The sequence below is a fragment of the Bacillus sp. Nf3 genome, assembly GCF_003028545.1.
GTDB lineage: Bacteria > Bacillota > Bacilli > Bacillales > Bacillaceae > Bacillus > Bacillus safensis.
This window is the reverse complement of the sequence record NZ_PYUA01000002.1, coordinates 745,212-769,007: the sequence shown is the minus strand read 5'-3', so window position 1 is coordinate 769,007 and position 23,796 is coordinate 745,212. Positions and strand designations below refer to the sequence as shown.

27 protein-coding genes are annotated in these 23,796 nt (G+C 40.8%); 6 read left to right on the top strand and 21 right to left on the bottom strand.

Annotated elements, in window-relative coordinates:
- Positions 1–12: 12 nt before the first annotated feature.
- From folA to C9414_RS08820, 11 genes are all read right to left on the bottom strand, one after another.
- Positions 13–498: a type 3 dihydrofolate reductase gene (gene folA, locus C9414_RS08870; RefSeq protein WP_047203264.1), complete on the bottom strand. Its 486-nt coding sequence runs from the start codon at positions 496–498 to the stop codon at positions 13–15.
- Complete coding sequence (locus tag C9414_RS08865) at positions 495–1,289, bottom strand: thymidylate synthase (protein ID WP_041085780.1); 795 nt, start codon at positions 1,287–1,289, stop codon at positions 495–497. Before C9414_RS08865 ends, folA begins: the two co-directional genes overlap by 4 nt.
- A gap of 103 nt (positions 1,290–1,392) precedes the next feature.
- The gene (locus tag C9414_RS08860; RefSeq protein ID WP_047203262.1) at positions 1,393–1,920 is read right to left on the bottom strand and encodes a phosphatidylglycerophosphatase A family protein; all 528 of its coding nucleotides are present in this window, start codon (positions 1,918–1,920) and stop codon (positions 1,393–1,395) included.
- Between the two features lie 18 nt (positions 1,921–1,938).
- Positions 1,939–2,556, bottom strand: coding sequence for a YpjP family protein (locus tag C9414_RS08855; RefSeq protein WP_047203261.1), 618 nt, complete (start codon positions 2,554–2,556; stop codon positions 1,939–1,941).
- 284 nt (positions 2,557–2,840) lie between these two features.
- Positions 2,841–3,629, bottom strand: coding sequence for a class I SAM-dependent methyltransferase (locus tag C9414_RS08850; RefSeq protein WP_107163446.1), 789 nt, complete (start codon positions 3,627–3,629; stop codon positions 2,841–2,843).
- A gap of 66 nt (positions 3,630–3,695) precedes the next feature.
- Positions 3,696–4,130, bottom strand: a complete 435-nt coding sequence (locus C9414_RS08845) for a BrxA/BrxB family bacilliredoxin (RefSeq protein WP_039179382.1) — start codon at positions 4,128–4,130, stop codon at positions 3,696–3,698.
- A gap of 81 nt (positions 4,131–4,211) precedes the next feature.
- Complete coding sequence (ilvD, locus tag C9414_RS08840; protein WP_024422739.1) at positions 4,212–5,888, bottom strand: dihydroxy-acid dehydratase; 1,677 nt, start codon at positions 5,886–5,888, stop codon at positions 4,212–4,214.
- 307 nt (positions 5,889–6,195) lie between these two features.
- Entirely contained in the window at positions 6,196–7,332 is a 1,137-nt protein-coding gene (locus C9414_RS08835) for a conserved virulence factor C family protein (protein WP_047203259.1), read from the bottom strand.
- A gap of 30 nt (positions 7,333–7,362) precedes the next feature.
- Positions 7,363–7,986: an HD domain-containing protein gene (locus C9414_RS08830; RefSeq protein ID WP_107163445.1), complete on the bottom strand. Its 624-nt coding sequence runs from the start codon at positions 7,984–7,986 to the stop codon at positions 7,363–7,365.
- Position 7,987: 1 nt separating this feature from the next.
- Positions 7,988–8,470 (bottom strand): glutathione peroxidase, encoded by a 483-nt coding sequence (locus C9414_RS08825; RefSeq protein ID WP_047203257.1) that lies wholly within the window; start codon positions 8,468–8,470, stop codon positions 7,988–7,990.
- A gap of 74 nt (positions 8,471–8,544) precedes the next feature.
- The gene (locus tag C9414_RS08820) at positions 8,545–10,227 is read right to left on the bottom strand and encodes a formate--tetrahydrofolate ligase (RefSeq protein WP_107163444.1); all 1,683 of its coding nucleotides are present in this window, start codon (positions 10,225–10,227) and stop codon (positions 8,545–8,547) included.
- A gap of 139 nt (positions 10,228–10,366) precedes the next feature.
- On the opposite strand from C9414_RS08820, the gene metA reads away from it, so the two are divergent.
- Positions 10,367–11,275 (top strand): homoserine O-acetyltransferase MetA, encoded by a 909-nt coding sequence (gene metA, locus C9414_RS08815; protein WP_024428133.1) that lies wholly within the window; start codon positions 10,367–10,369, stop codon positions 11,273–11,275.
- A gap of 227 nt (positions 11,276–11,502) precedes the next feature.
- Positions 11,503–12,654: a diglucosyl diacylglycerol synthase gene (locus C9414_RS08810; protein WP_024422744.1), complete on the top strand. Its 1,152-nt coding sequence runs from the start codon at positions 11,503–11,505 to the stop codon at positions 12,652–12,654.
- Between the two features lie 33 nt (positions 12,655–12,687).
- Here the strand turns inward: C9414_RS08810 and C9414_RS08805 are convergent, their stop codons facing one another.
- Entirely contained in the window at positions 12,688–13,389 is a 702-nt protein-coding gene (locus C9414_RS08805) for an AIM24 family protein (protein ID WP_041085797.1), read from the bottom strand.
- 263 nt (positions 13,390–13,652) lie between these two features.
- Between C9414_RS08805 and cspD the strand changes: the two genes are divergently transcribed.
- On the top strand, positions 13,653–13,853 hold the full coding sequence (cspD, locus tag C9414_RS08800) for a cold-shock protein CspD (protein ID WP_003215784.1): 201 nt from the start codon (positions 13,653–13,655) through the stop codon (positions 13,851–13,853).
- Between the two features lie 51 nt (positions 13,854–13,904).
- Here the strand turns inward: cspD and C9414_RS08795 are convergent, their stop codons facing one another.
- From C9414_RS08795 to C9414_RS08785, 3 genes are all read right to left on the bottom strand, one after another.
- On the bottom strand, positions 13,905–14,087 hold the full coding sequence (locus tag C9414_RS08795) for a hypothetical protein (protein ID WP_039179402.1): 183 nt from the start codon (positions 14,085–14,087) through the stop codon (positions 13,905–13,907).
- 169 nt (positions 14,088–14,256) lie between these two features.
- Entirely contained in the window at positions 14,257–14,439 is a 183-nt protein-coding gene (locus C9414_RS08790; RefSeq protein WP_024422748.1) for a zinc-finger domain-containing protein, read from the bottom strand.
- 1 nt (position 14,440) lies between these two features.
- Positions 14,441–15,112 carry a ribonuclease H family protein gene (locus tag C9414_RS08785; RefSeq protein WP_107163443.1) on the bottom strand — a complete coding sequence of 224 codons (672 nt, stop codon included), beginning with the start codon at positions 15,110–15,112 and terminating at the stop codon, positions 14,441–14,443.
- Between the two features lie 94 nt (positions 15,113–15,206).
- Here C9414_RS08785 and C9414_RS08780 point away from each other — a divergent pair, with 94 nt between their 5' ends.
- Genes C9414_RS08780 through C9414_RS08770 form a run of 3 tightly spaced genes read left to right on the top strand, consistent with a single transcriptional unit; the run spans position 15,207 to position 16,461 of the window.
- Positions 15,207–15,896, top strand: coding sequence for a queuosine precursor transporter (locus C9414_RS08780; RefSeq protein ID WP_047203254.1), 690 nt, complete (start codon positions 15,207–15,209; stop codon positions 15,894–15,896).
- Between the two features lies 1 nt (position 15,897).
- On the top strand, positions 15,898–16,293 hold the full coding sequence (locus C9414_RS08775; protein WP_039179411.1) for a reverse transcriptase-like protein: 396 nt from the start codon (positions 15,898–15,900) through the stop codon (positions 16,291–16,293).
- A gap of 42 nt (positions 16,294–16,335) precedes the next feature.
- A complete protein-coding gene (locus C9414_RS08770) occupies positions 16,336–16,461 on the top strand; it encodes a hypothetical protein (protein ID WP_003215584.1) in 126 nt (41 codons plus the stop codon).
- A gap of 204 nt (positions 16,462–16,665) precedes the next feature.
- On the opposite strand, the gene C9414_RS08765 is transcribed toward C9414_RS08770, so the two are convergent.
- From C9414_RS08765 to C9414_RS08740, 6 genes are all read right to left on the bottom strand, one after another.
- Positions 16,666–17,553 (bottom strand): 5'-3' exonuclease, encoded by an 888-nt coding sequence (locus tag C9414_RS08765; RefSeq protein WP_107163442.1) that lies wholly within the window; start codon positions 17,551–17,553, stop codon positions 16,666–16,668.
- Positions 17,554–17,830: 277 nt separating this feature from the next.
- Positions 17,831–18,094, bottom strand: coding sequence for a YpbS family protein (locus C9414_RS08760; RefSeq protein ID WP_039179417.1), 264 nt, complete (start codon positions 18,092–18,094; stop codon positions 17,831–17,833).
- Between the two features lie 42 nt (positions 18,095–18,136).
- The gene (dynA, locus tag C9414_RS08755; protein ID WP_107163441.1) at positions 18,137–21,733 is read right to left on the bottom strand and encodes a dynamin GTPase; all 3,597 of its coding nucleotides are present in this window, start codon (positions 21,731–21,733) and stop codon (positions 18,137–18,139) included.
- Between the two features lie 133 nt (positions 21,734–21,866).
- Complete coding sequence (locus C9414_RS08750; protein WP_226340839.1) at positions 21,867–21,953, bottom strand: Fur-regulated basic protein FbpC; 87 nt, start codon at positions 21,951–21,953, stop codon at positions 21,867–21,869.
- An 85-nt stretch (positions 21,954–22,038) separates the two neighbouring features.
- Positions 22,039–22,548: an isoprenylcysteine carboxyl methyltransferase family protein gene (locus C9414_RS08745; RefSeq protein WP_107163440.1), complete on the bottom strand. Its 510-nt coding sequence runs from the start codon at positions 22,546–22,548 to the stop codon at positions 22,039–22,041.
- Complete coding sequence (locus C9414_RS08740) at positions 22,545–23,645, bottom strand: type III polyketide synthase (protein WP_039179425.1); 1,101 nt, start codon at positions 23,643–23,645, stop codon at positions 22,545–22,547. The genes C9414_RS08745 and C9414_RS08740 overlap by 4 nt, the downstream gene beginning before the upstream one ends.
- Positions 23,646–23,796 lie beyond the last annotated feature (151 nt).

Sequence of the window (23,796 nt, the reverse complement as noted above, 5' to 3'; positions counted from 1 at the left end):
CCTCCTACTCACTTATCCTTTTTTGTCATAGACGACAAATTCATAATTGTAGGGGTTCTTTTCGTCACGATGGCCTTTTTCGCGTGATACAATCGTCCATTCGTCTTCATTGTAATACGGGAAATAGCGGTCTCCTTCAAACGCATGGTGAATGTGCGTGATATAGAGACGATCCGCATATGGCATCATTTCTTCATACAGCTTAGACCCGCCAATAATAAATAGCTCTGTCTCGCTTTCCGCAATTGCCAAAACGTCAGCAATTGAATGAACAACCTCGCATCCTTCTGCTTTAAAAGAAGAACTTGTGGTCAGCACAATGTTTCGGCGATTAGGCAGCGCTCGTCCAATGGATTCAAAGGTTTTTCTGCCCATGACAATCGTATGACCGCCTGTGACTTTTTTAAAATACGCTAAATCTGCTGGTAAATGCCAAGGCATTTGATTATCTTGACCAATGACTCTGTCTTCTCCTGTCGCCACAATCATGGAAATCATACACTGACTTCTCCTTTAATATGCGGATGTGGATCATAGTTCTCAAGCACAAAATCATCAAACGTAAAATCAAAAATGCTCTTTACATCCCTTGTGATGCGAAGCTTAGGAAGCGTGCGTTCCTCGCGCTCTAGCTGCATTTTCACCTGTGGAAGATGATTTTGGTAAATATGAGCATCTCCAAGTGTATGAATAAACTCGCCTGGCTCAAGATTTGTGACTTTAGCAATCATCATCGTTAGGAGAGCATATGAAGCGATATTAAATGGCACGCCTAAAAAGATATCTGCCGATCTTTGATATAGCTGGCAGGAAAGCTTCCCGTTTGATACGTAAAATTGAAACAGACAATGACAAGGAGGCAGCGCCATTTGATCAATTTCCCCCGGATTCCAAGCACTGACAATCAGTCTTCTTGAATTCGGGTTGTGCTCAATATCATGGATCAGCTTTGTGATCTGATCCACGGTCTCGCCGTCTCCACTCGCCCATGATCTCCACTGTGCACCGTACACACGGCCAAGCTCTCCATTTTCATCTGCCCATTCGTTCCAAATCCGGACACCATTTTCTTGAAGATATTTGACATTTGTATCACCTTTTAAAAACCAAAGCAACTCATGAATGATTGATTTCAGGTGTAATTTCTTTGTTGTTAAAAGAGGAAATCCTTCCTGTAAATCAAATCTCATCTGGTAACCGAACGTGCTGATTGTACCTGTACCCGTTCTGTCACCTTTTTCATCCCCGTGCTGTAATACATGACGGCATAACTCTTTGTATTGTTTCATTTTTTTCATCCTTTATTTATGTTCTTGTTGTAGTTTACCTTATTTCTGCTTTTGTTGAAACCAAAAAAACATGCCTGCATGATGAGCAGACATGTTTTTCTTTTTATACTTGATTCACTCGTTCCTGCTCTTCATCTTTAATATCTTGGTGTGAGTGAGCAATGCGGCTTGCAGCTGCTGCGGCAAGTGCAGCGACTAGGTCATCAAGGAAAGTATGCACTTCACCTGGACGGCCCTCATCTAATTCACGAATAATACCAAATTTCTCTTTATCTAAATAACCGAAGTTGGTCAAACCGATTGATCCATATACATTGACAATGGAAAGCGGAATAATCTCATCAATTCCATATAGCGGCTCATCTGTTTCAACTAAGTGCTGTAAAGGCTCTGGCAAAAGCTTTTGTTCTGCCAGCTGATCAAGGGCAAGTCCTGTTAAAACTGCATGGACAATTTCCCTTTTATTCAGCACTTTTTCAACATTTTCAATACAGACACTAAGTGGAAGGTTTGGATGATATTTTTCTTGGAGCTTCAGCACAATGTGTGCGATATCTTCAATTTTCACTCCGCGATCGTTTAACATTTGTTTTGTAATCTGCACCATTTCGTTCATTGTATATTTTTTCAATTGGCATGACATCTCCTTCTAGTGGCTCATCCAGCTCGGCGGGGTGTTTTTATCCCAGTAAATATTACCGAGTTCATGATGCGTCTGGAATCCATCTTCTGCTGTATGGTAATGAAAGTTAAACCAATATCCGCTGTGAGGCGGCTGATCTCTTCTGACATGGAAACGGAGCAAATCTTCTCCGGTCTTGCGGTTGTAAATGTGGAAGATTTTTTCGCCATTTCCGCTTGAAGGCTGATCAGTTAAAACAACATCTTGAAATTTTTCGTCATCTTTGAAATTTGTTAAATAGTCGGTTAACACTTGTTCAATCTTCGGCTGAATCTCTTCTCTGTACTCGTCCTCAATGACAGGTGTGATTTTACGACCAAATTTGAGAAAGGATTGATTTTCTGCATTTGATAGCACCTCTTGCTTATATTGCTCAAAGGGATCTGTCTGCTCTTTGCTTTCCTGTTGCGTTAGTTCCCAGCTGCGCATTTCATCTGATTTATCATAAACAGCTGTATAAGGCGTTTTATCAGATGAAGAAAGTTCAGAGGGCTTGTCTGTCATCAAAGCCGACGGAGGAGAGACTAAACCAAAAGTTGCAATCGTAAAGAGCGCAACAAGCGTTTTTCTCATCCACATCTTCATGATATCTAATTCCTTCCATAAGTTATCATACTGCTATTCTAGCATATAATGAATTTTCAGTCATTCAATTTGGCCACCGATTTGAGACTTTCTTTTTCATAATAAAACGTTTACAATGGTAGCAAAGGCGACTAAAATTTGGGAGGAATGGGTATGCTTGAAGGGTTTTTCATTACGGCTTCCTTGTTGACGTTATTTTATTTTGTCTATATGGAGATTACAGATTAAAAGCCCTAAATAAGGGCTTTTTTAGATGATTGACAAGGAATTCAAAGCATTGTCTATTAGTGAGGGCTTTTTTCTTTCTCAATATATCCATAATGAAATTGAGCTGTTTTTCGTTTTAAAACGTGAAATTGATAGGAGTCTGCTAGAAATCGGGTGCTTTTCCAATGATCTTTTAAAACTACCCTTTTTCTCGCCACTCTCAGCGCTTCTTGGACGGCTATTTCGTGGTCAAAGTGGTGCTCTGCTGCATGACGTAGCGGGGCGATACTTGCAGATTCTTGAATTGTCTCCTCAAACATCGGATCAAAATAGACGACATCAAATGAACCATCAGAGAGTTTCTTTAGCTGCTCGATACTGTCTCCACTTACAACAGATATCCGTTTCATCGCTTCATCTACTTCTCTTATCCCTGTCTCCCATGTGTTTAGTCCTTCTCGCACTAGCAATGCTGTCATGGGATTCTTTTCGATACCAACGACCCTTCCATTCGTACCTACTCGCATGCTTGCTGTAATGGCATCTGATCCTAAGCCAAGCGTACAATCTAAAAAGGAATCGCCAGGCTGAAGCTGCGTGGCTTCGATTAAAGGATCCTTTTCTCCGCGCATGAGCCGCTTCACCCTGAACATTGCTGAGCTTGGATGAAAGAAAAACTTTTCACCATTTGGCTGATACCATTCGAATCTTTCTTTCCCCACGACAAGGACGTCTCCTCGTTTTATCGCAAGCTGCTTGACAGATTGTTTGCGCCTCTCTACATACTCGCCATGTAAATCCTCTGCAAGGGCTTTTGCTGTTTCAATCGTTTGTTCATTTGCTCTAAAGCTTGTTGTGATAAGCATGCGGTTCCTCCATCATGATCAAGAAAAAATGCCCTGATTTGATCACAGGACATTTCAACATGTGTATTAGCAATGTTTTTCAAATGCAGATAAGACGTTGTTCATGATGTCTTCCATTTCATGACCTTCAATTTCGTCACGCGGAATAAAATGAACAAGTTCATTTCCTTTTAAAAGTGCCATAGATGGAGACGATGGCTCTTCGCCTGTGAAGTATTCTCTCATTTTTGCCGTTGCTTCCCTGTCCTGGCCAGCAAAAACTGTTACAATTCGATCTGGCGTTTTTTCTGCCTTCATCACAGCTTGTGTAGCAGCTGGGCGTGCTAAGCCGGCAGCGCACCCGCATACAGAATTGACAACCACAAATGTCGTTCCTTCTCTTTCTTGCATCGTTTGTTCTACTTCTTCTTCCGTTGTTAGTTCTTGAAATCCTGCACTTGTCAGCTCTTGACGCATCGGTACAACGAGCTGGCGCATGTATTCTTCATATGCCATTGACATAAAAAAGCCCCCTCTATAATCCTTATGTTGTGAATAAAGGATACTATAGAGAGAGCCAATTTTCAAATGTTCGATATCAGATTAAATTTTCATGATTCCGCCTGTATTGGCTGATGTCACAAGTTTTGAATATCTAGCAAGATAACCTGTTTTTACTTTTGGCTCAAAGCCTTTCCAGTTTGCTTTTCTTCTTTCCCATTCTTCCTCTGGAACATCTACGCTTAAAATGCGCTGCTCGATATCGACAACGACATGGTCACCATTTTCAACAAAGGCAAGCGGGCCGCCCTCAGCTGCCTCTGGTGAGACGTGTCCAATAGACAATCCGCGAGAAGCGCCGGAAAAACGTCCGTCTGTAATTAAAGCAACCTTTGGTCCAAGTCCCATACCGACGATTTGTGAAGTAGGTGCAAGCATTTCAGGCATGCCAGGTCCGCCTTTAGGTCCTTCGTAGCGAATGATGACAACATGTCCTGCTTCTACTTTTCTATTAATGATGCCTTCAAGGGCTTCTTCTTGGGATTCAAATACGATCGCAGGTCCCTCATGGCGTGTGATCCCGTCTTGTACCCCGCCCGTTTTAATGATGGCTCCATCTGGCGCAAGGTTTCCAAATAAAACGGCTAAGCCGCCTTTTTCAGTAAATGGCTTATCAATTGGATAAATGACGTTATAATCTTTTACCTCATGTCCCGCAATGTTCTCGCCAAGCGTTTTCGCAGTGACGGTCATTGTATCTAAATGAAGAGCTCCTTCTTTTTTAGACAATTCATTTAGTGCGGCTGTAACGCCGCCTGCTTCATGTAAATCCTCAATATAAACATCTGAAGCTGGAGCAAGTTTCGATAAATGAGGCACACGTTCGGCTACTTCATTGATGCGTTCAAGTGAATATTCAACACCTGCTTCATTCGCAATCGCCAATGTGTGAAGAACGGTATTGGTTGAACCACCAAGTGCCATATCTAATGCAAATGCATTATCAATTGCTTTTTCAGTGACAATATCACGTGGTTTAATATCTTTTTTGATGAGCTCCATGAGTTGTTTTGCAGACTTTTTCGCAAATTCTCTTCGCTCTGGTGATGTCGCCAAAATTGTTCCATTTCCAGGAAGAGCAATCCCGAGTGCTTCTGCCAAACAGTTCATTGAGTTAGCTGTAAACATACCTGAACAAGATCCGCAGGTTGGACAGCCAAACTGCTCTAATTCATTTAATTCCTCTTCATTGATTTTACCTGACTGGTATGCACCAACGCCTTCAAATACAGAAGAAAGAGAAATTTTTCTGCCATCACTTGTTCTACCCGCTTCCATCGGTCCGCCGCTCACAAAAACAGTCGGGATATTCACGCGCATCGCTGCCATCATCATTCCTGGTGTGATTTTATCGCAGTTAGGAATACAAACCATTCCATCAAACCAATGAGCAGATACAACGGTTTCTACAGAGTCAGCAATGATTTCACGGCTTGGCAATGAATATCTCATCCCGATATGACCCATGGCAATTCCATCATCGACGCCAATCGTATTGAATTCAAATGGAACGCCGCCAGCTTCACGAATGGCTTCTTTCACAATCTTCCCGAATTCCTGAAGATGGACATGTCCTGGGACAATATCAATATAGGAATTACATACGGCAATAAATGGCTTGCCGAAATCCTCATCCTTTACCCCCGCTGCTCTTAGTAAGCTTCGGTGAGGTGCTCTGTCGATTCCTTGTTTAATCATATTACTGCGTAGTTCTGCCATCTGTTTAAAAAGCCTCCTATACTACAAGTCTTGTTGACTGCATGATTTTGAGTTGATTTTATTTTACAAATTTTCTGTTTATTTAGCCACCTATGAATGACTGATGACTAACATGGCTGCTGAAGCAAGCGCTCAGCAAGGTTCGTGTCATAAAATCTGACCTCCAATATTCTATATTGGTACTACTATATAGAGTTTTTTCGCATATTTCAACAATATTCAAAATAATTTTTCTAAAAAAATTTTTCTGTCTATCTTTTTTAGAAATACAAGCTGCTTGTCATTGGCAGCTTGTTCATTTTTCTCATCATTCTGATGCATTCTTTCTACTTTCTGTCATTTGCTTCCACACAGAGCCTTTCGCTTCTTCTCCATGCTCAATGCGCTCAATCGCCATTTTGACTTGAAGACTGACTTCAAACTCAGGGTCTTGCTCTGCTTCTTTTAATGCTTCAAGTGCCGTTTCGTCCCCTTCTTCATAAAGGAACATCGCTGCACGCCAGCGGACGAGCTTACTCGGGTCCTTTAATGCTGCGATCATGGCTTCTATAGCGCTAGGGTCACCAAGGTCAGAAATACAGTCGCCAGCCGTTCTGCGGACCGTCACTGTTTTGTCCTCGAGCCCCTTATATAGAATAGGCAGAATGGCAGGATCTTCAATCATGCCAGCATTCACAACGGCTTGTCTGCGAATAGACGTTTTTGGATCCTCCATTGCTTTCATTAAAACAGGTATATCCTTTTGCTCTGGCTGCATTTGCTCTAAATGGGCAAAACGTTTTTTCCAATCTTCCTCTTGCAGCATGTCTTCTGTTACATCATATGCTTTTCGGTTCACCTGTCTATCTACAGCTTCCTGCCCTTCTTTAACTGCCTCTGTTAATCGGGCTAAACGCTCATCATCATAGGCTGCTTGCAGCTCCTCTGTGACTTCCTGACCGATATCAGCAAATTCCCCAAAACGAACGCCGTGTTCTTTCCACACACGTTCAAACACGACATTGTCTGAGCTGCTTCTAAGCTTTAAAATGGCTGCTTGAAAACGTTCAGGCATGCCAAACCGCTCTTCTCTTTCACCGTCTGACAGTTTGACCTGCATCGGAATCCCATTAAACATTTGGACAAACACTTTCACTTCACCAAATGTGTCATCGCCTGACTGCGATCCTTCCTGAAGGCCTTCTGTTTCTTGTCCAAAGGCTTCTCTGACCTGCTGTAAAATACCCTGCCAGTCAAACTTTGCATTTCGCTCGACTGCTAAGAAATCTGCGACATGATAAACCCCTTTTACACCTTCAATGCTTAAAATACGTTTGATCATTTCTGGGGCTTCGTCTTTTTGATCCTTTTTGTAGTTGTTGCTTTTACCGCCGGCAAGTGCTTCTGTCAAAATAACCTTCATGGTATTCGGACTTGGCGTCGGTTCTATGGCTGTTATTTTCATTGATATATCCTCCTTACACACATAAAGACCCTACTCATCTGTAAGGCCGCATTCTTCTTTCCATTTCTTGATAAATAAACTCATCAATTCATGCCGCTCATCAGCAAGCTGCTTCCCTGCACGAGTGTTCATCAAGTCTTTTAATTTGAGCAGTTTTTCTTCCATATGCTTTAGCACAGAGCCCTGCTGCGTGTCCTTTGTATAATGGGGCTCACCTGTTGCGCCAGCATACGTAAACACTCTAGCGATACCGCTTGCTCCTATCGCATCCAGCCTATCCGCATCTTGAACAATAGCCCCTTCTAACGTCATCGGCCTAAACTGCTTATGTCGGTGACGAAAAGACATCGTTGTAATGATGTCCATGATATAGCGGATATCCCGCGTGTCCAATTCCCACAAAAGGAGCTGGTACTCAAGCTGCTCCGTAGTGATCTTCCATTCACTTGACAGCTTTTCATCAATGACATCATGTACAATTGCCGCCATTTCGATGATAAATAAAGAGCCGCCTTCCTGATGTGCAATACGGACGGCAAGCTCGCGCACACGAGCAACATGAGCCGCATCGTGTCCAGTTGGTTCATCCTTCAGCCTGTCTGAAACAAAGGAGGCAGCTGCCTCCAATTGTTTTCGCTGCATGACTGTCAGCATCTTATTTGTCCAACAGAGCGATGATTGAGCTTTCTAATTCTTTTGGTGGCGTTTTCGGGGAGAACCGTTCAGTGACTTCTCCGTTTTGGTCCACGATAAATTTTGTGAAATTCCATTTCACTGTTTTTGTCCCAAGCACACCTTTCGCTTCACTTGTTAAATGCTTGAATAGCGGGTGCGCCTCTTCGCCATTAACATCTATTTTCGCAAACATAGGGAAGGTCACTCCATAATTCAAAGAACAGAATTCTTGAATGGCTTCTTCTCCTTCTGGCTCTTGGTTCATAAATTGGTTACACGGAAATCCTAAAATTTCAAGGCCCTTTTCATGATATTGATCATATAGTTCTTGTAATTGTTTAAATTGAGGAGTCAGTCCACATTTGCTTGCTGTGTTTACAATAATGAGCACTTTTCCTTTGTAATCTGCCATCGATTTTTCCTGACCGTTAATGGTCTTGACCTGAATATCATAAATTGACATCTCATAGCCTCCTAGGATTCACTTTTTCCTATCGTAACATGCTTCTTTTAGAAAATCGCTTTTTATGCTTCCGTTTAAAAGAGTCCTGTCACACTGCCGTCTTCTAATAAATCCATTTCGAGAGCCGCAGGTTTTTTAGGTAATCCAGGCATTGTCAAAATGCTTCCGGTTAAGGCCACAATAAATCCTGCTCCTACAGATGGCTTTAACTCGCGAATCGTAATGGTAAAGCCTTTAGGTCTGCCGATTAAAGCTGGATCATCTGAAAGAGAATATTGTGTTTTTGCCATACATACCGGCAAATGAGCCCAGCCGTTTTCCTCAATGGCAGCCAGCTGCTTTCTTGCTTTGGATGTGAGCGTGACCCCATCTGCCCCGTAAACCACTTTGGCCACTTTAGATAACTTTTCTTCGATGGAATCGTTCTCTTCATACAAATAGGTAAAGTTGTTCTTTTTCTTTTCAATGAGTTCCGCTAGTTCCTCTGCAAGAGCTGTCCCGCCTTCGCCTCCTTCTTCCCATACATTCACGGCTTTAACTGGATGGCCATGTTTGCCGCACCAATCTTCTATCGCTTGAATCTCTTCTTTTGTATCCGTAATAAAACGGTTTACCGCGACAATATATGGAAGACCAAAAGCTTGAACGGTTTCAATATGCTTTTCTAAATTATGTATACCTTCTAATACGGCGTGTGCATTCTCTTCTTTGAGTTCGGTTTTCTTCATTCCGCCATGCATCTTTAATGCTCTCACTGTCGCCACAATGACAACTGCACCAGGTTTGAAATCACCAGCTCTTGTTTTAATGTGAAGGAACTTTTCTGCTCCAAGATCTGCTCCAAATCCAGCTTCTGTTACGACATAATCAGCTAACTTTGCTGCCATTTTGGTTGCAATTAAACTATTGCATCCATGTGCAATATTGGCAAAAGGACCGCCATGGACAAGGGCTGGGGTTCCTTCAATCGTTTGAACAAGGTTCGGCTTGAGTGCGTCTTTTAAAAGTAACGTCAAGACACCTTCATATCCAAGTGCTCCCACTGTGACTGGCTCGCCTTCTTGATTATAGGCAACAACAATAGAAGAAAGACGTTTTTTTAAGTCAGTTAAGTCTTCTGCTAAACAGAGGATCGCCATCATTTCAGAAGCAACTGTAATGTCAAATCCGTCTTCTCTAGGATACCCATTTAACTGACCGCCAAGTCCGACAACGACTTGTCTTAATGCACGATCGTTTAAATCAAGCACCCGCTTCCATACAATGCGGCGCATGTCGATGCCGAGTTCATTTCCGTGATGGATATGGTTATCAATAAAAGCAGATAAGGCGTTATGTGCAGATGTAATGGCATGAAAATCTCCTGTGAAATGAAGATTGATTTCTTCCATTGGCAGCACCTGTGAATATCCTCCGCCCGCTGCCCCGCCTTTAATCCCCATTGTAGGACCTAATGATGGCTCACGCATCGCAATGATCGCTTTTTTGCCAATTTTTTCGAAGGCTTGACCAAGGCCGACTGTTACCGTGGATTTCCCCTCACCTGCTGGCGTTGGGTTGATGGAAGTGACAAGAATCACGTGTCCTTCTTTTTGTTCCTTTAAACGGTCAAAAATAGTCAAAGATATTTTCGCTTTTGTGAAACCATAGCATTCTAATTCTTCGTCATGTAGTTGCAGCTTTGCTGCGATGTCTTGAATTGGTCTTAGCTTAGCCTTTTGGGCAATGTCAATATCTGATAAATGCTTTGTGATCATAACAAAACGGCCTCCTTTTTTTACAGAAACAGCATTCTTTTTTGCTCTATTTTTCATTGTAACATAATTGAAACATTGAAATATCGCCAGAAAGTTCCTATAATGAAGTGAAATTAGCTTTGGTTCAGGGGGTGGCGAGTTGCCTATTAACATACCAGTTCATCTGCCGGCAAAACAAATACTAGAGAGCGAAAATATTTTCGTCATGGATGAGACAAGGGCATTCAAGCAAGATATCCGTCCTTTGAATATCGTGATCTTAAATTTAATGCCAAAAAAAATACAAACTGAAACGCAGCTGCTGAGAATGCTCGGAAATTCTCCTTTACAAGTGTACTTTACGTTTTTGATTCCAAGTACACATACACCGAAGAATACGTCGAGAGAGCATCTAGATGAATTTTATACGACCTTTGAATCGATTCGCCATAAAAAATTTGATGGAATGATCATCACTGGCGCACCAATTGAGCACTTACCTTTTGAAGAAGTTTCTTATTGGAAAGAGCTGCAGGACATTTTGGACTGGAGTAAAACCAATGTGACGTCTACCCTTCATATTTGCTGGGGTGCACAGGCAGGTTTATATCACCATTACGGGATTGAAAAGATCAAGCTTCCCGAGAAGAAATTTGGTGTATTTGAGCATATTGTGAAAGAGAAAAAAGAAAGATTAGTCAGAGGTTTTGATGAAGTATACTATGTCCCACATTCTAGGCATACAGATATTAATACAGAACAATTAAAAAACACGCCGAATTTGAAAGTCTTGAGTATGTCTGAAGAAGCAGGTGTTTGTTTAATTGTTTCAGATGATGATAAACAAGTATTTTTAACTGGACATCCTGAGTATGATACAGATACATTGATGCAGGAATATGAAAGAGATTTGTTGAAACATGATACAGTCCAAAAACCTGTCCACTATTTTATAGAAGATGGTGACACATTAATCCCAGTAAATCGTTGGAAAGCCCATGCAACCTTATTGTTTATGAATTGGCTTAATTATTATGTTTATCAAGAAACACCATACGTTTGGGAATAAAATAGACTGTGGCCTGACGATAAATCGGCAAAATGTGTTAAAATACAAATGGCTCTGTCTTCCATTATCAATTGAATCTGTTTGTTTTTTAAAATTAGTTTAATTCTTTCGTAACGAATGATATGCTCTAACTGTTTATATGTTATCTTTATGTATATGTAGACCTATGAGATTAATAGTTTCGTACGAAGTTTTGTTGTTGTTGATTACATTTGAGGTGAATATTCTTGAATACCAATAAAAAAATATTAATCTTGACCGCAAATTATGGAAATGGACATATGCAGGTAGCAAAAACACTGTATGATGAATGCAAATCCCAAGGATTTGAACATGTTGTAGTTTCTAATTTGTATCAAGAATCGAATCCCATTGTGTCAGAAGTGACTCAATATTTATACTTGAAGAGCTTTTCCATTGGGAAACAATTTTATCGCTTGTTTTATTACGGTGTTGATAAAATTTACAATAAACGCAAATTTAACATTTATTTAAAGATGGGAAATAAGCGTCTCGATGAATTAATTCAGTTACACAATCCAGATATCATCATTATTACATTCCCGATGATTGTTGTACCAGAATATCGAAACAAAACAGGGAAAGTGATTCCAACTTTTAATGTCATGACCGATTTTTGTCTCCATAAGATTTGGGTACATGAAAACATCGATCGATACTATGTTGCAACCGATTATGTGAAACAAAAATTAGTGGAAATCGGCACACATCCAAGCGATGTCAAAGTGACAGGTATTCCTATTAGACCACAGTTTGAAGCAGACGTGCCAAAATCGATGATCTATAAAAAATATGGATTATCATCAGACAAAAAAGTACTTCTTATCATGGCCGGTGCTCACGGTGTACTAAAAAATGTGAAGGAATTATGTGAGGCGCTGCTTCTCGACAGTGAAGTACAAATTGTTGTTGTATGCGGAAAGAACGCCGCACTGAAACAATCGCTTAGCGTTCTTGAGCAGGCACACCCAGATCAATTGAAGGCGCTTGGATATGTGGAACAAATTGATGAATTGTTCAGAGTAACAGATTGTATGATTACAAAACCAGGCGGCATTACTTTAACAGAAGCAACTGCAATCGGTGTCCCGGTCATTCTTTACAAGCCTGTCCCTGGCCAAGAAAAAGAAAATGCTCTTTTCTTTGAGGATTATGGCGCTGCCATCGTCATTAACAGACATGAAGACATTTTAGAATCTGTGACCAACTTGCTTCAGGACGAAGAAAAATTAGAAACAATGAAACAAAACATGAAAAAACTGCACTTAAAACAATCTTCTCAAACCATTTTGGAAGATATCGTCGAGCAGTCAGATCTCATCATGAATAACAAAACATATGCTCGCGCATTATCATAAAAAGGTGTCCGTCAATGACGGACACCTTTTTCTTTACCCTTGATTTCCATTTGTTGTGTATACTTCTTCAAACGGCTGAACGACAACAAAGCCGCTTCCGCTAAACTTCATTTGAATGGACTCTCCGCTTCCCCTGCCAATAAAAGTTTTAAAGGAAACATCTGTCACAAATTCAGTTTTTAGATCCCCTGACCACGCAACAGTCGCATTCGGATCTGTATAAACAGAGTCACCAGGCTGAACAATGAGTGTCAGCGGCTCATAATGGCTTGTGATTGCAACTAAGCCCGGCCCTTCTAATTTGACATTAAATAATCCGCCTGCAAGCATGCCTGATACCTTTTTCATTAATTTGATATCCCAGCGGACAGACGGTTCAAATGCGAGCAGGTCGTTTCCATTAACAAAAATAGATTCCCCTTGGGCCAAACGGAGAATTGAGATTTTTTTGCCTTGATCTGCCACATATAATTTCCCATCACCTGTCGCCTTCATTAGTGAGGTGCCTTCTCCTGAGAGCATTTTTTTGAACATCTTTGAGACGCCGTGCTCAAAAACACCCTCACGTTCAAATTTGATTTTCCCTCGATAGGAAACCATGGAACCTGTTTTTGCCCAAATGGTGTCAGTCAAATTAATTTCTAGAAGCCTTGATGTTTCAAGTTCAAAGACCCCTTCTCCCTTATCTTCTTGCTGCGTATTCTGAACAAATTCTTCAAGTGTATAACGATTCATGATTGCACCTCTTTCTGTATTTTTTTTATTTACGGACAAGCTGCACGTTAGGTTCCGAAAAGAACGTTTTATTTTTCATTGTTATTCACCAAAAAAACAAAAAAATCAAACATTCTGCTCAAAATTTGGCTCGCCTGCTTGACGCGTTACTTTTGATGGTGTATAGTGGAACCATCATTTAACAACTGTAAAGTCGTTAGGTGATGAAAATTTTTTTTAGTATGCCCAAAAGGTGTGCTACAGTACTAGGAGGAAAAAGCAATATGCAAAACGGTAAAGTAAAATGGTTCAATAATGAAAAAGGTTTCGGCTTCATTGAAGTTGAAGGCGGAGACGATGTATTCGTTCACTTCACAGCTATCGAAGGTGACGGCTACAAGTCTTTAGAAGAAGGACAAGAAGTTTCTTTTGAAATCGTTGAAGGTAATCGTGGACCTCAAGCTGCAAACGTAACAAAAATCTAATCAACTAAATCAATGATGAAACGACAAAATAAAGAGAGGCATATGCCTCTCTTATTTGATTTTCAGCTGAATTTCAATGGCTAAAATATTTTGCTTCAGTCGTTGTTCAATTTCAGAAATATCTTTTTCGAGAAAAGGTCTTCCCTTCTTTGCTACATCTACTAGCTGCTCTAGATCGCTGTATACCTCTTGAAATGTTCGATGTAATACCGTTTCGAAATCCTTATTATTCATGCCGGCCTTCCCCTTTTCCTCTATTATCCGTCACTTAGTCAAAAAGTAACTCAACCAAAACTTTCTATAGTTATATCGGCTCATTTTTCAGAATATGTTCTTTTTTAACACATTCTATCCGTTTTTTTTCACGAGCGGATGTTTGAGTAAGGAAAACCGGGGCAGCCGCTTACTTTTTAAGCAGCGTCTGTCCGTATTCTTTTATTTTCTCTCCTACTGTGCATTGCTGAATACAAAAGGAGTGGGCGTATTTTTTGCCATATTCTTTTCGAAAGTGCTTCTTAATCAAGCAATCTGAACAATACGTGTCTTGGAGATCCGTCAATTCTTGTACTGCTGTTTTTTTATCCACATTATTCAGCTCCGTCTGCTTCTAATTTCAATTTACTTTCAATTGGGACGTCTGCAAGTATCTGCCTTGCAAGCTGATCCGCTTCTGCATTTTGTTTACGATCGATGACTTCATATGTTGGCGTAAGCCTCAGCTCCTTTAAAGCCGCTTCAATCCGGTCGAGCCATTTGTTATGTATATCATCATAACAAGGCCATTCTCCTTTTAATTGATTCATGACAACTAATGAATCGCCTCTAATCGTGACAGAATTTCTGCTTGCCCCAAGGTCTTTCAAAGCGTTTACTGCCTCAAATAAAGCTGCATACTCCGCTTCATTATTGGTGATTCCTTGAAAGGACTGATTTTTTCTCAAACGATAAGCATCTTCTCCGAGCTTATAGTAGACGACAACCCCAAGGCCAGAGTCGCCTGTTTCTTTGTGAAAACTTGCATCAAAATAGACCTGAAGCTGATCAGGTTCAAGCTTTAGTTCTTCATTTAGCTTTTCAAGTTCTTTAACAGACCACATCGCTCCTTTTTCATCTTCAAATGATAGGAGTGACTGTGGTTCTTTTTTATCGATATGTTTTGCTAAAAGCAAGGCCTCTTTTAGCTCCATCCAATCTTCTTGGAAAAAAGCAATGGACCCAATCGATTTCACTTTCATTGTATAGTGCGCTCTTAATTTCATTGATCACATCGCCTTCCCGTGCTTTTAAGGTAAACGTTCGTTATGCTATAATCAAAAAGTTACATTTTACAATGAGAAAGGAAGTTCATGTCACTTGTTTAATGAAGGTATTTGGATCTTATTTGCGATCATTAATTTTATCATTGTTCTTCTATTTTATAAAGGATTTGGCAAGATGGGCCTTTTCGTCTGGATTGGCTTTGCGACGGTTGCTGCAAATTTACAAGTGGTCAAAACCGTTGAATTGTTTGGCTTAACGGCAACACTTGGAAACATTTTATATGGCAGTGTGTTCTTTGCAACGGACGTATTGAATGAAAAATATGGACAAAATGAAGCGAGGAAAGCTGTCTGGATTGGCTTTGCTACCCTTTTAACGCTAACCGTTGTCATGCAGGAGGCTTTGCTTTTCCATCCCGCTCCATCTGACATGTCTCAAACATCGCTCGAAACGATATTTGGCTTTATGCCAAGGGTCGCACTTGGCAGTCTTGCTGCTTATATCATCAGTCAAATGTTAGATGTTTATGTATATTCGTTTATTCGCCGGATATTTCCTTCCGATGGTGCGCTCTGGGTGCGCAACGCTGGAAGTACGATGATCAGCCAGCTGCTTGATACACTGATCTTCACAACCATTGCCTTTCTTGGCACCTATCCATTTCATGTATGGATCGAAATCTTCATCACGACTTATGTGATTAAATTTATCGTCGCCGCGATTGGGACACCATATGCGTATGCAGCGAAAAGAATGGTTCCGCTTGATGAAAGGGTGAAATAAATTGCCAGCTGAAATATACATTGATGGTGCTAGCGCAGGTAATCCAGGTCCTTCTGGCATCGGCATTTTCATTAAATATGATGGAAAGGCAGAATCTTTCTCGATTCCTCTCGGATCAATGAGCAATCACGAAGCAGAATTTTCCGCTCTCATTGAAGGGATGAAAATCTGCGTAGAAAAAGGACTGCGTTCCGTTTCGTTTCGAACAGATTCACAGGTAGTTGACCGTGCGGCCAATGCAGGATTTGCTAAAAATCCAGCTTTTCAGCCTTTTATAAAAGAGATGATCGAGCTTCAACGGCAGTTTGATTTATTTTTCATAAAGTGGATTCCAAGCAAGGAAAATCAAGTAGCTGATCAGCTCGCTAGAAAAGCGATTCACCTTTCTAAAGGATGAATCGCTTTTTTTCGGTTATGCTAATGTATGAGGTGATACTGATTGGATAAAGAGAATAAAGGTCGTGTCACAAATGGGACAACCCCTCAAGGTGATGCGCAAACAAAAGATAAGCAGCCACTATCTCAGCTCGAAAATAGAGCGAAGAAAAGCAATACAAAAAGATGACCTTAGAGATCAGCTTAGCTTATCTCTAACAAAGGGCTAAAATGATTTTTATTTTAGTCCTTTGTCTTCTTTTCAGCGTGATAGAAAACCTTTGCAGCCCTAGGAAGGGCGAGTACCGGAGCGGAGCGAATTTGACATTCGTGAGCACCGGAGCGCAGACCTGACAACGAATGCGAGGGTTTGTCTATACGCTGAGAGATCGGCTTAGCTGATCTCTATTTTACTTAATCGATTCACCATCGGTTCAATTCCTTTGATTTGATGGTATCGCAGCATGGCAGCAGCCCGTTCTTGATTGATATTCATCTTCGTCTCATCAATTGGACAGCTCAGCGGGACATCACATTTGATCTCTGCCAATAAACGGGAGAGCTTCAAATCTTCTAATCCTGCTTGCATTTTCTTTTGCTGTGCGGCCGTTAGTTCATGAACATTTTCTAATAATCCATCAATGGTTTGATATGTTTGAATAAATTTTAATGCTGTTATTTCTCCGATTCCTTTCACACCTGGGTAATTGTCACTTGAATCTCCCATAAGTGCTTTCATATCGATCAGCGCCTTTGGAGAGATGCCCATTTCCTCTTCAAATAAGGCTTTTGTATAATGTTTATAGTTCCCGATCCCTTTTTGCATCAAAGCAACAGTCACTCGTTCATTCAATATCTGCAGCAAATCTCTGTCGCCGGTTAGAACCGTCACACGTGCTTCATTCTGATAGACTGCCGCCAGCGTGCCGATACAATCATCTGCCTCAAAGCCTTTTAAACCAACGTTTACAATTCCTAGTTCTTCTGTCGCTTCTTTTGCTAAATCGAATTGCGGAATGAGCTCGACAGGCGCCTCTCCTCGATTTGCTTTATAATCTTGAAACAATTCATTTCGGTATGTTTGGCTTCCCATATCCCAGCAACACACAATATGAGTTGGCTCAAATGTCTGAACAGCGGTTAATAAATGCTTCAAATAACCATTCACGCCATTCGTCGGGACGCCATGATCATTTATCATAAAATTGCGATGGACAGCCGTTGCATAGAACGATCTGAACAGAAGCGCCATACCATCAACAAGCAGTACGTGTTTATTCATTCTTATAAACTCCCTTTTTCAAAACAATACTCCTATTCTATCACAGAACATAGAATTCGACATAAAAAAGGCGCCCTCTTCTTTTGGAAAAGAAGTGGCACCTTTGGATTATTTTTGACCGTATTGCATTTTTTTCGATTCTGCTTCTGCGTAGGACGGCATCTCTTTTTGTTTCGGGTTACGCTCATCCTGCTTTTTTGCATGCTGCTTTTTTTCCATCATCATTCCCCTTTCTCGGTTCACTTGTTAAGATGACCAAAAAAGAGAAAGTTACTCTTTACTTCTGTTTTCGTTCGACATACTCCTTAACCATATCAATCGTAACATGCTTACGCAGCGGAACAATACCGCCTCGTGCAAGCTCATTCATCTTCGAAGTAATCGCATTGATATCGTCAGTTGTAAATGGTTCGTTTTGCTCACACTTGAAAACAGCAGTCTCTATTGCCTGCTCTCTTTTCTGCTCAAGCGCAAGAAACGACTTGATATGAGCATTCTGTTTTTGTGAATGTGCGGAAATCTCTTCATGTACGCTCGTCATTTTTTATCAACTGCTTTCTTTATTTATATAGTCTATCATGAATCAAATGGTTTTCAACTGATTCTTCCATTCATTTGTCTGCTTGTATACTTGTTCTATCATCGCCTGCTCTTTCGCATCTGTCGTCAAGCTCATGATAAATGTTTGTTTTTGTTCATTCAGCTGCTTGAGCGCTTCTGTCTCATATCTTTCAGTAAAGGTCTTCACCATCATTTCGTATCTGCTCTGTAATTCTTCTTTTTCTTTATCTGCCCATTTCGTCGTTAACTGGAAAAGAACATCTCGAATCGCTTCAATAAACGCTGCCTTCCCGTTCTGTTCAAAGAAAGCTTTTGCTGATTTTTGCTTCTTTAAGAGCGGCTCAAACGGCGTTAGGTCCGCTTCCACTTCAATTTGTTTCAGCTCTGCATTTTTCTCATCTGGCGGCGACAGCCGGAGAGAAAAGTAAGGATCTTCTGCACACGCAGCCTGTAATCCTTTCTCCCACTCCTCTTTGAAATATTGAGTGATAAACGATTCCATTCGAATATCAAGCGCCTTTATCTCCTGTACAAATTCAAATTCATAATCCTTTAGCGCCTGTTCAAGCGCTTTTTTCAACTCCTGCCTGAATTCCCCTTGAGATATTCCAGGATAAAAGGCTGTCTTTAACAGATCATTTGCATAAAGTGACAAGCGCTGAACAATGTGGTAAAGCTGTTCGTGCAAGTCCTTTTTCACACTTTCTGTCACTAGCTTAGATCGTTTAATATGGCTCATTTGATCAACGATCACTTCATAGGATGTGTCTATCTTTTTCTTTTCTGCTTGCTTTTCATCTTCTGACTGATGCAGCGTCTCATGCAGCTTGTCGACTGTTCTACATAATGTACTCGCTTCAAAATACAGCAGCTCAATCGCATCTTTCGTTAATTCTTCCTCAATAAAATAGTCGAGCTGTGTTCTAAGCTGTGCATACTGATTATAAGGCGACTGATCCTTTCCTTCGATCTCTTCCTTACTGGATACATGATGAAGGTTTGGATGCCGGATGCCTTCTTTTGTGAGCTCATTTTTCACATAGTCAAAGACAGTTTCAAGCTCTGTTTGATCCTTTGCGAGGTCAGCTGCATTGATAATAAAAAACATTTTATCCATGCTAAATGAATCTTTTACAAGCCCGAGTTTACGTAAAAATGACCGGTCTGCTTTTGAGAAAGAATGCTGGTAGTAAGTTAAATAAAGAAGGGCATCAGCATCCTTCATATATTGAAAGGCAATCTCTGTATGACGTTTATTCATACTGCTGGCGCCTGGTGTATCAACAATCGTCAGTCCTTTATCTGTTAAAGGTGTACTTAAATACACCGTCACTTCCTTCACCACACAAGAAACAGCCTCTTCTGCCACATATGGTTTTAGTTCTTGAAGGGTGACATTGAGCGGCGTTTGTTTTTGAATGGAATCACGGAACTTTTCATGAGCGTTTAAAAAATGTTCAACAATGATGCGGTGATCCTGTTCAAGCGCTCTTTTTTTCAGCGTTCGATCGAGTTTCGCTTGAAACGTATCTCCCTTTTCTTCCGTTATAGAAAAACCGAGAATTTGATCGAGCTCTTCTAATATTTCCTGCTCGGTTTTGAACACCACTTTCACACTTTCATGCGGATGGTCTTCTGTCGGCCGCGTCAGCTTATTAATCGTGGCCGTCGTTGGTGTAGGAGATGATGGCAGCACCTTTCTCCCAACAAGGGCGTTGGCAAACGAAGATTTCCCCGAACTAAAAGCACCGAATAAGGCGAGTGTAAATTCCTTCGCTTGCAGCCGCTTTGTTCGTTGTTCAAAGGACTTTCTTTGAGACTGCAGCGCATTTAATGGCATTAAAATTTGAGAAAGCTGCTCAAACTGGTCAATCGACTGCGCTGTCGTAATATGCTGTGATTGACGCATTTGATCAAACTCTGTCTGTTGCTGATTTTCTTTCTCGCTTTCTTCCGCATGAGTGGACGTATGATTCTGATTTAGCTCGTCATGCTGCATCCGATGTTTTTTCACATAAAACCAATCATCTGTGATCTGCTCATTTGTTCCGTTTTGCCATATATCCCATATATGCTCAATATCTCTTCTGATATGATCATTTTTTGCCATGCTTTGCTCGAGCGCTAGGAGCTCCTGTGCTGCCTGGGCCCATTTATCTTGCTGCTTTCCCTTTTCATTCATGAGCTGGGTTTTCAGCGTCTCAGTCATTTGTTCAATCAATGGTATTGCTTTCTGTTTGGTCTGTCTTTTCAGTGCTTCACCAGCATCTTTTGCATATTGCAAAACGTATTCATTTGAAAATGTCGCACCATGATGGATGACGTTTTCAAGTAGTGATTCTTCCACAGGTGTTTCAAATGCCATCACTTGATTTAATAGCTCTTCACCAAGCTGATGTTTCTTGACTTCTCTTTTGAGCAGCTCAGCAATATGCCAGTCCACTTCAGCTTTCATTCTTGCTTTGACATCTGCTAAGAAATCGTTCGCCCGCTTTTCTTTTTCCTGCTCGGTTTTATTTTTAGCGAACAGTAGTCCTACCTTAAAGCCAGGAGCTTTCGATTCAATATAGTCACTTGCGAGCTCTCTCATTTTAAATGGGGTTAGGTTTGCATTTTTTAAAATGTTCTCGACTTCAGAAGACACTTCATCTTCTAACTGTTTTGCTCCATTTTCAATAAAGCTCCTTTTCGCTTCAAGCTCCATGACTTCTTTTCTTTTTTCTTGAACCAGTGAATCAAGATCCTCTTCTTGCAGCTCTTCTTTTAATGAGTCAATATGTTCTTTTAAAACATTCTCTATTTTCTGCTCGGTATAGGCGCGAAGAGATGCTTTCGGCAATGTTTGTAATTCTTGCAGTTTCTCGATTAAACGAATCATTTCGTTTCTTGGATGCGACTCATCGGTTACAGATGTAAAGTATAGATGTTCTTCTTCAATGCCCTCTTTAAGAAGCATATCAACCACTTGATTTTTGTAGTCTTCAAACGCTGTCTCATGCTCATCATGTCGATCGACTTGATTTACGATGAAATAAAGATTTGGCACTTTCTCTTTAATGGAGCGAATGAAACGAATGTTTTCTTCCGAATGAACATGGTTGTAGTGCACGACATAAAAAAGAGCATCTGCTTGATGTAGAATAGACGCGGCAGATAAAAAATGGGTATGATCCGTTGAATCAATTCCAGGCGTATCAATCAGTGCCACCTTTTCTTCCAATCCTCTATAGTCCCCGCTAATTTCCACCATTTCAATCTGTTCTCCGTCCTTACAAAAACGCTGAACTGCTTCTTTATCATAAGAACCGCTCATTTTTGCAAAACGGCCATCTGAGGTGTGAAGCTTTACTTCACTCTCCCCTTTCCTCACGACGACCAAGTTTGCACTTGTTGGAATTGGACTCGTTGGCAGGATGTGATCATGAAGCAGATGATTCACAAGTGATGACTTTCCAGCTGAATAGTGACCGGTAAATGCGATATATACTTCTTCTTCTGCTTCCTTTTTGATAATCGATGCAAGTTTGGCTGCGCGTTCATGATCATCCCTTTTGAGAAGGCTTTGATATAAAGCACCTGTAGTTTGAACGAGCGAATCTCGAATAGACAAGTCTTCCATGACGATAAACCCCTTTGTTTTTAGAAAAGTCAGTTATGTATGTGATACCATTTTACACAAAATCAAGAGATTTTTCTTCTGATCTGAGGAAATAAAAAAAATCTGCTGCCCGATCAGTCGCAATTGACTGCGATCAGGAAGCAGATTTTTTAGAAACACCTTTTAATACGAAGCCAATTAATAGGCTGTATACACAGACCGTACCGAGTAAGAAAACCATTGTCATGTGATCACCGTCCATCCTTCGTGATTGAGAATGCTTATCATTAATGAAAGTGTATCACAATTGATAATGATTTTCAATATTAATTTAACAAATACTGATTGAGCGCTTTCTCTTCTGTTTGAATTCTCACAGCCATCATCCATGCATTTAAACATGTGAACAAAATGGCGGTAAAATAGGCATTAAATAAAAGCGGGATCAGCATAAGCTCAATCGCCACCACGACATAGTTAGGATGCTTTAACCAGCGATAAGGTCCTTTTTTCACCATCATCGCATTTGGTACAACTAAAATCTTTGTATTCCAATACGTTCCAAGAGAGCATAATGCCCAATATCGAATAACCTGTGTAGCCAGCAGGAAAACGAGCAGCACAAGAAAATAGCGCGACGGCGGCCTGTTTAACCCCCATACCTCAACCATGAGTGAGAGAAAAAAGCCCGCATGCATAGCGACCATATAAGGATAATGACTTGCACCAAATTCAATGGCACCGACCGCTTTCACTTTCTTTTCATTTCTTTTAGCCACAAGCATTTCAATAAGACGCTGACACACGAAGAAACCAATGACGAACCAAATAATCATGATAAGACCTCCTCCCATTTCATGAGCAGCAGCTCTGATGAAAATCCCGGACCAAGCGCTCCGCAAAGACCCATATCTCCCGCTTCAGCGGATTGATGTTCAAGATAATGCTTGATCACATACAAAACTGTGGCAGAGGACATATTTCCGTGTTGTCTGAGCACTTCTTTTGATGAAAAGAGCTGATCTTCTTGTAAGGATAGACTTTTAATATAGGCATCAATCACTTTTTTTCCACCAGGATGGGCAAGAAAAACTGATAGGTCTTCTGCCGAATACCCTTGCTGTTCTAAAAATTGATCGACTTGCTCTTTTAACCAGCCGGAAATAATGGAAGGAATGTCACGGGAGAAAATAACCCGAAAGCCGTCACTTGTAAATTCCCAGCCCATCACATCCTCAGATTCTTTCATTGTGACGGATTGTGTACCAATCACTTTAGGAACTGTTTTTAAATGGGTATATTCAGATACGCCTTTTTCTCCAGTTAACAAAAGCGCTGCTGTCCCGTCTCCAAACAAAGATGTACCGATTAAATTGCTTTTTGATTGATCTTGCGGCTGAAAGGTTAAACTGCACATTTCACAGGCGACAACCAGCACCTTTGCTTCTGGAAATGCTCTTATGTATTCGTAAGCCCGAGACAACCCCGCCGCTCCGCCCCCGCACCCTAAGCCCCAGATCGGCACTCGTTTCGTATAAGGCGAAAAAGGAAGAGCATTCATCAGTTTTGCATCAAGGCTTGGTGTCGAAAGTCCGGTGCTTGAAATAAAAAACAATGCATCGATCTCTTCAAACGGAATCGGTTTTTTCAGGAATGCCTTCTCATGAAGACAGTGTATGACCGCTTCTTTTGCATGAGCCAATGCTTTTTCCAAATAGAGGTTGTTTTTCTCCTCAAAAGAGTGGTGCGTCTGATACCATTCAATTGGCTGCACAAACTGTCTGCTCTCGATTTCTCCATTTTGAAAAGCTCTGAGCAGCCGGTCGATATCTTTAAACGATCGTTTAAATTGGGATCTAGCAAAATCAGCCGCCTTTTTCTGATTCACATGATGTTGTGGCAGACTCGTTCCAACAGAAAGAATGTACGCCATCGGCTTCACCTCTTTTTTCGATTAATATCCCCTATCGAAAAAAGGATATACATGCCAAAACGTCACAATTCAGTCAAAATATTTTCCTCCGTCTAACTTTTTGTCTTGACGACAATTGATAAATATTGGATAATATAGGTGAAAACATGAT

Excerpts from the sequence above, each read along its gene's own strand:
- C9414_RS08745 (WP_107163440.1), bottom strand. The coding sequence starts at position 22,548 with ATGATTATTTGGTTCGTCATTGGTTTCTTCGTGTGTCAGCGTCTTATT.
- C9414_RS08835 (WP_047203259.1), bottom strand. The coding sequence starts at position 7,332 with ATGAAAATAACAGCCATAGAACCGACGCCAAGTCCGAATACCATGAAG.
- cspD (WP_003215784.1), top strand. The coding sequence starts at position 13,653 with ATGCAAAACGGTAAAGTAAAATGGTTCAATAATGAAAAAGGTTTCGGC.
- C9414_RS08740 (WP_039179425.1), bottom strand. The coding sequence starts at position 23,645 with ATGGCGTACATTCTTTCTGTTGGAACGAGTCTGCCACAACATCATGTG.
- C9414_RS08760 (WP_039179417.1), bottom strand. The coding sequence starts at position 18,094 with ATGACGAGCGTACATGAAGAGATTTCCGCACATTCACAAAAACAGAAT.
- C9414_RS08750 (WP_226340839.1), bottom strand. The coding sequence starts at position 21,953 with ATGGTTTTCTTACTCGGTACGGTCTGTGTATACAGCCTATTAATTGGC.
- C9414_RS08850 (WP_107163446.1), bottom strand. The coding sequence starts at position 3,629 with ATGCTTATCACAACAAGCTTTAGAGCAAATGAACAAACGATTGAAACA.
- C9414_RS08765 (WP_107163442.1), bottom strand. The coding sequence starts at position 17,553 with ATGAATAAACACGTACTGCTTGTTGATGGTATGGCGCTTCTGTTCAGA.
- C9414_RS08820 (WP_107163444.1), bottom strand. The coding sequence starts at position 10,227 with ATGATCACAAAGCATTTATCAGATATTGACATTGCCCAAAAGGCTAAG.
- C9414_RS08865 (WP_041085780.1), bottom strand. The coding sequence starts at position 1,289 with ATGAAACAATACAAAGAGTTATGCCGTCATGTATTACAGCACGGGGAT.
- C9414_RS08825 (WP_047203257.1), bottom strand. The coding sequence starts at position 8,470 with ATGTCAATTTATGATATTCAGGTCAAGACCATTAACGGTCAGGAAAAA.
- C9414_RS08830 (WP_107163445.1), bottom strand. The coding sequence starts at position 7,986 with ATGCTGACAGTCATGCAGCGAAAACAATTGGAGGCAGCTGCCTCCTTT.
- ilvD (WP_024422739.1), bottom strand. The coding sequence starts at position 5,888 with ATGGCAGAACTACGCAGTAATATGATTAAACAAGGAATCGACAGAGCA.
- folA (WP_047203264.1), bottom strand. The coding sequence starts at position 498 with ATGATTTCCATGATTGTGGCGACAGGAGAAGACAGAGTCATTGGTCAA.
- C9414_RS08855 (WP_047203261.1), bottom strand. The coding sequence starts at position 2,556 with ATGAAGATGTGGATGAGAAAAACGCTTGTTGCGCTCTTTACGATTGCA.
- C9414_RS08805 (WP_041085797.1), bottom strand. The coding sequence starts at position 13,389 with ATGAATCGTTATACACTTGAAGAATTTGTTCAGAATACGCAGCAAGAA.
- dynA (WP_107163441.1), bottom strand. The coding sequence starts at position 21,733 with ATGGAAGACTTGTCTATTCGAGATTCGCTCGTTCAAACTACAGGTGCT.
- C9414_RS08845 (WP_039179382.1), bottom strand. The coding sequence starts at position 4,130 with ATGTCAATGGCATATGAAGAATACATGCGCCAGCTCGTTGTACCGATG.
- C9414_RS08785 (WP_107163443.1), bottom strand. The coding sequence starts at position 15,112 with ATGAAATTAAGAGCGCACTATACAATGAAAGTGAAATCGATTGGGTCC.
- C9414_RS08795 (WP_039179402.1), bottom strand. The coding sequence starts at position 14,087 with ATGAATAATAAGGATTTCGAAACGGTATTACATCGAACATTTCAAGAG.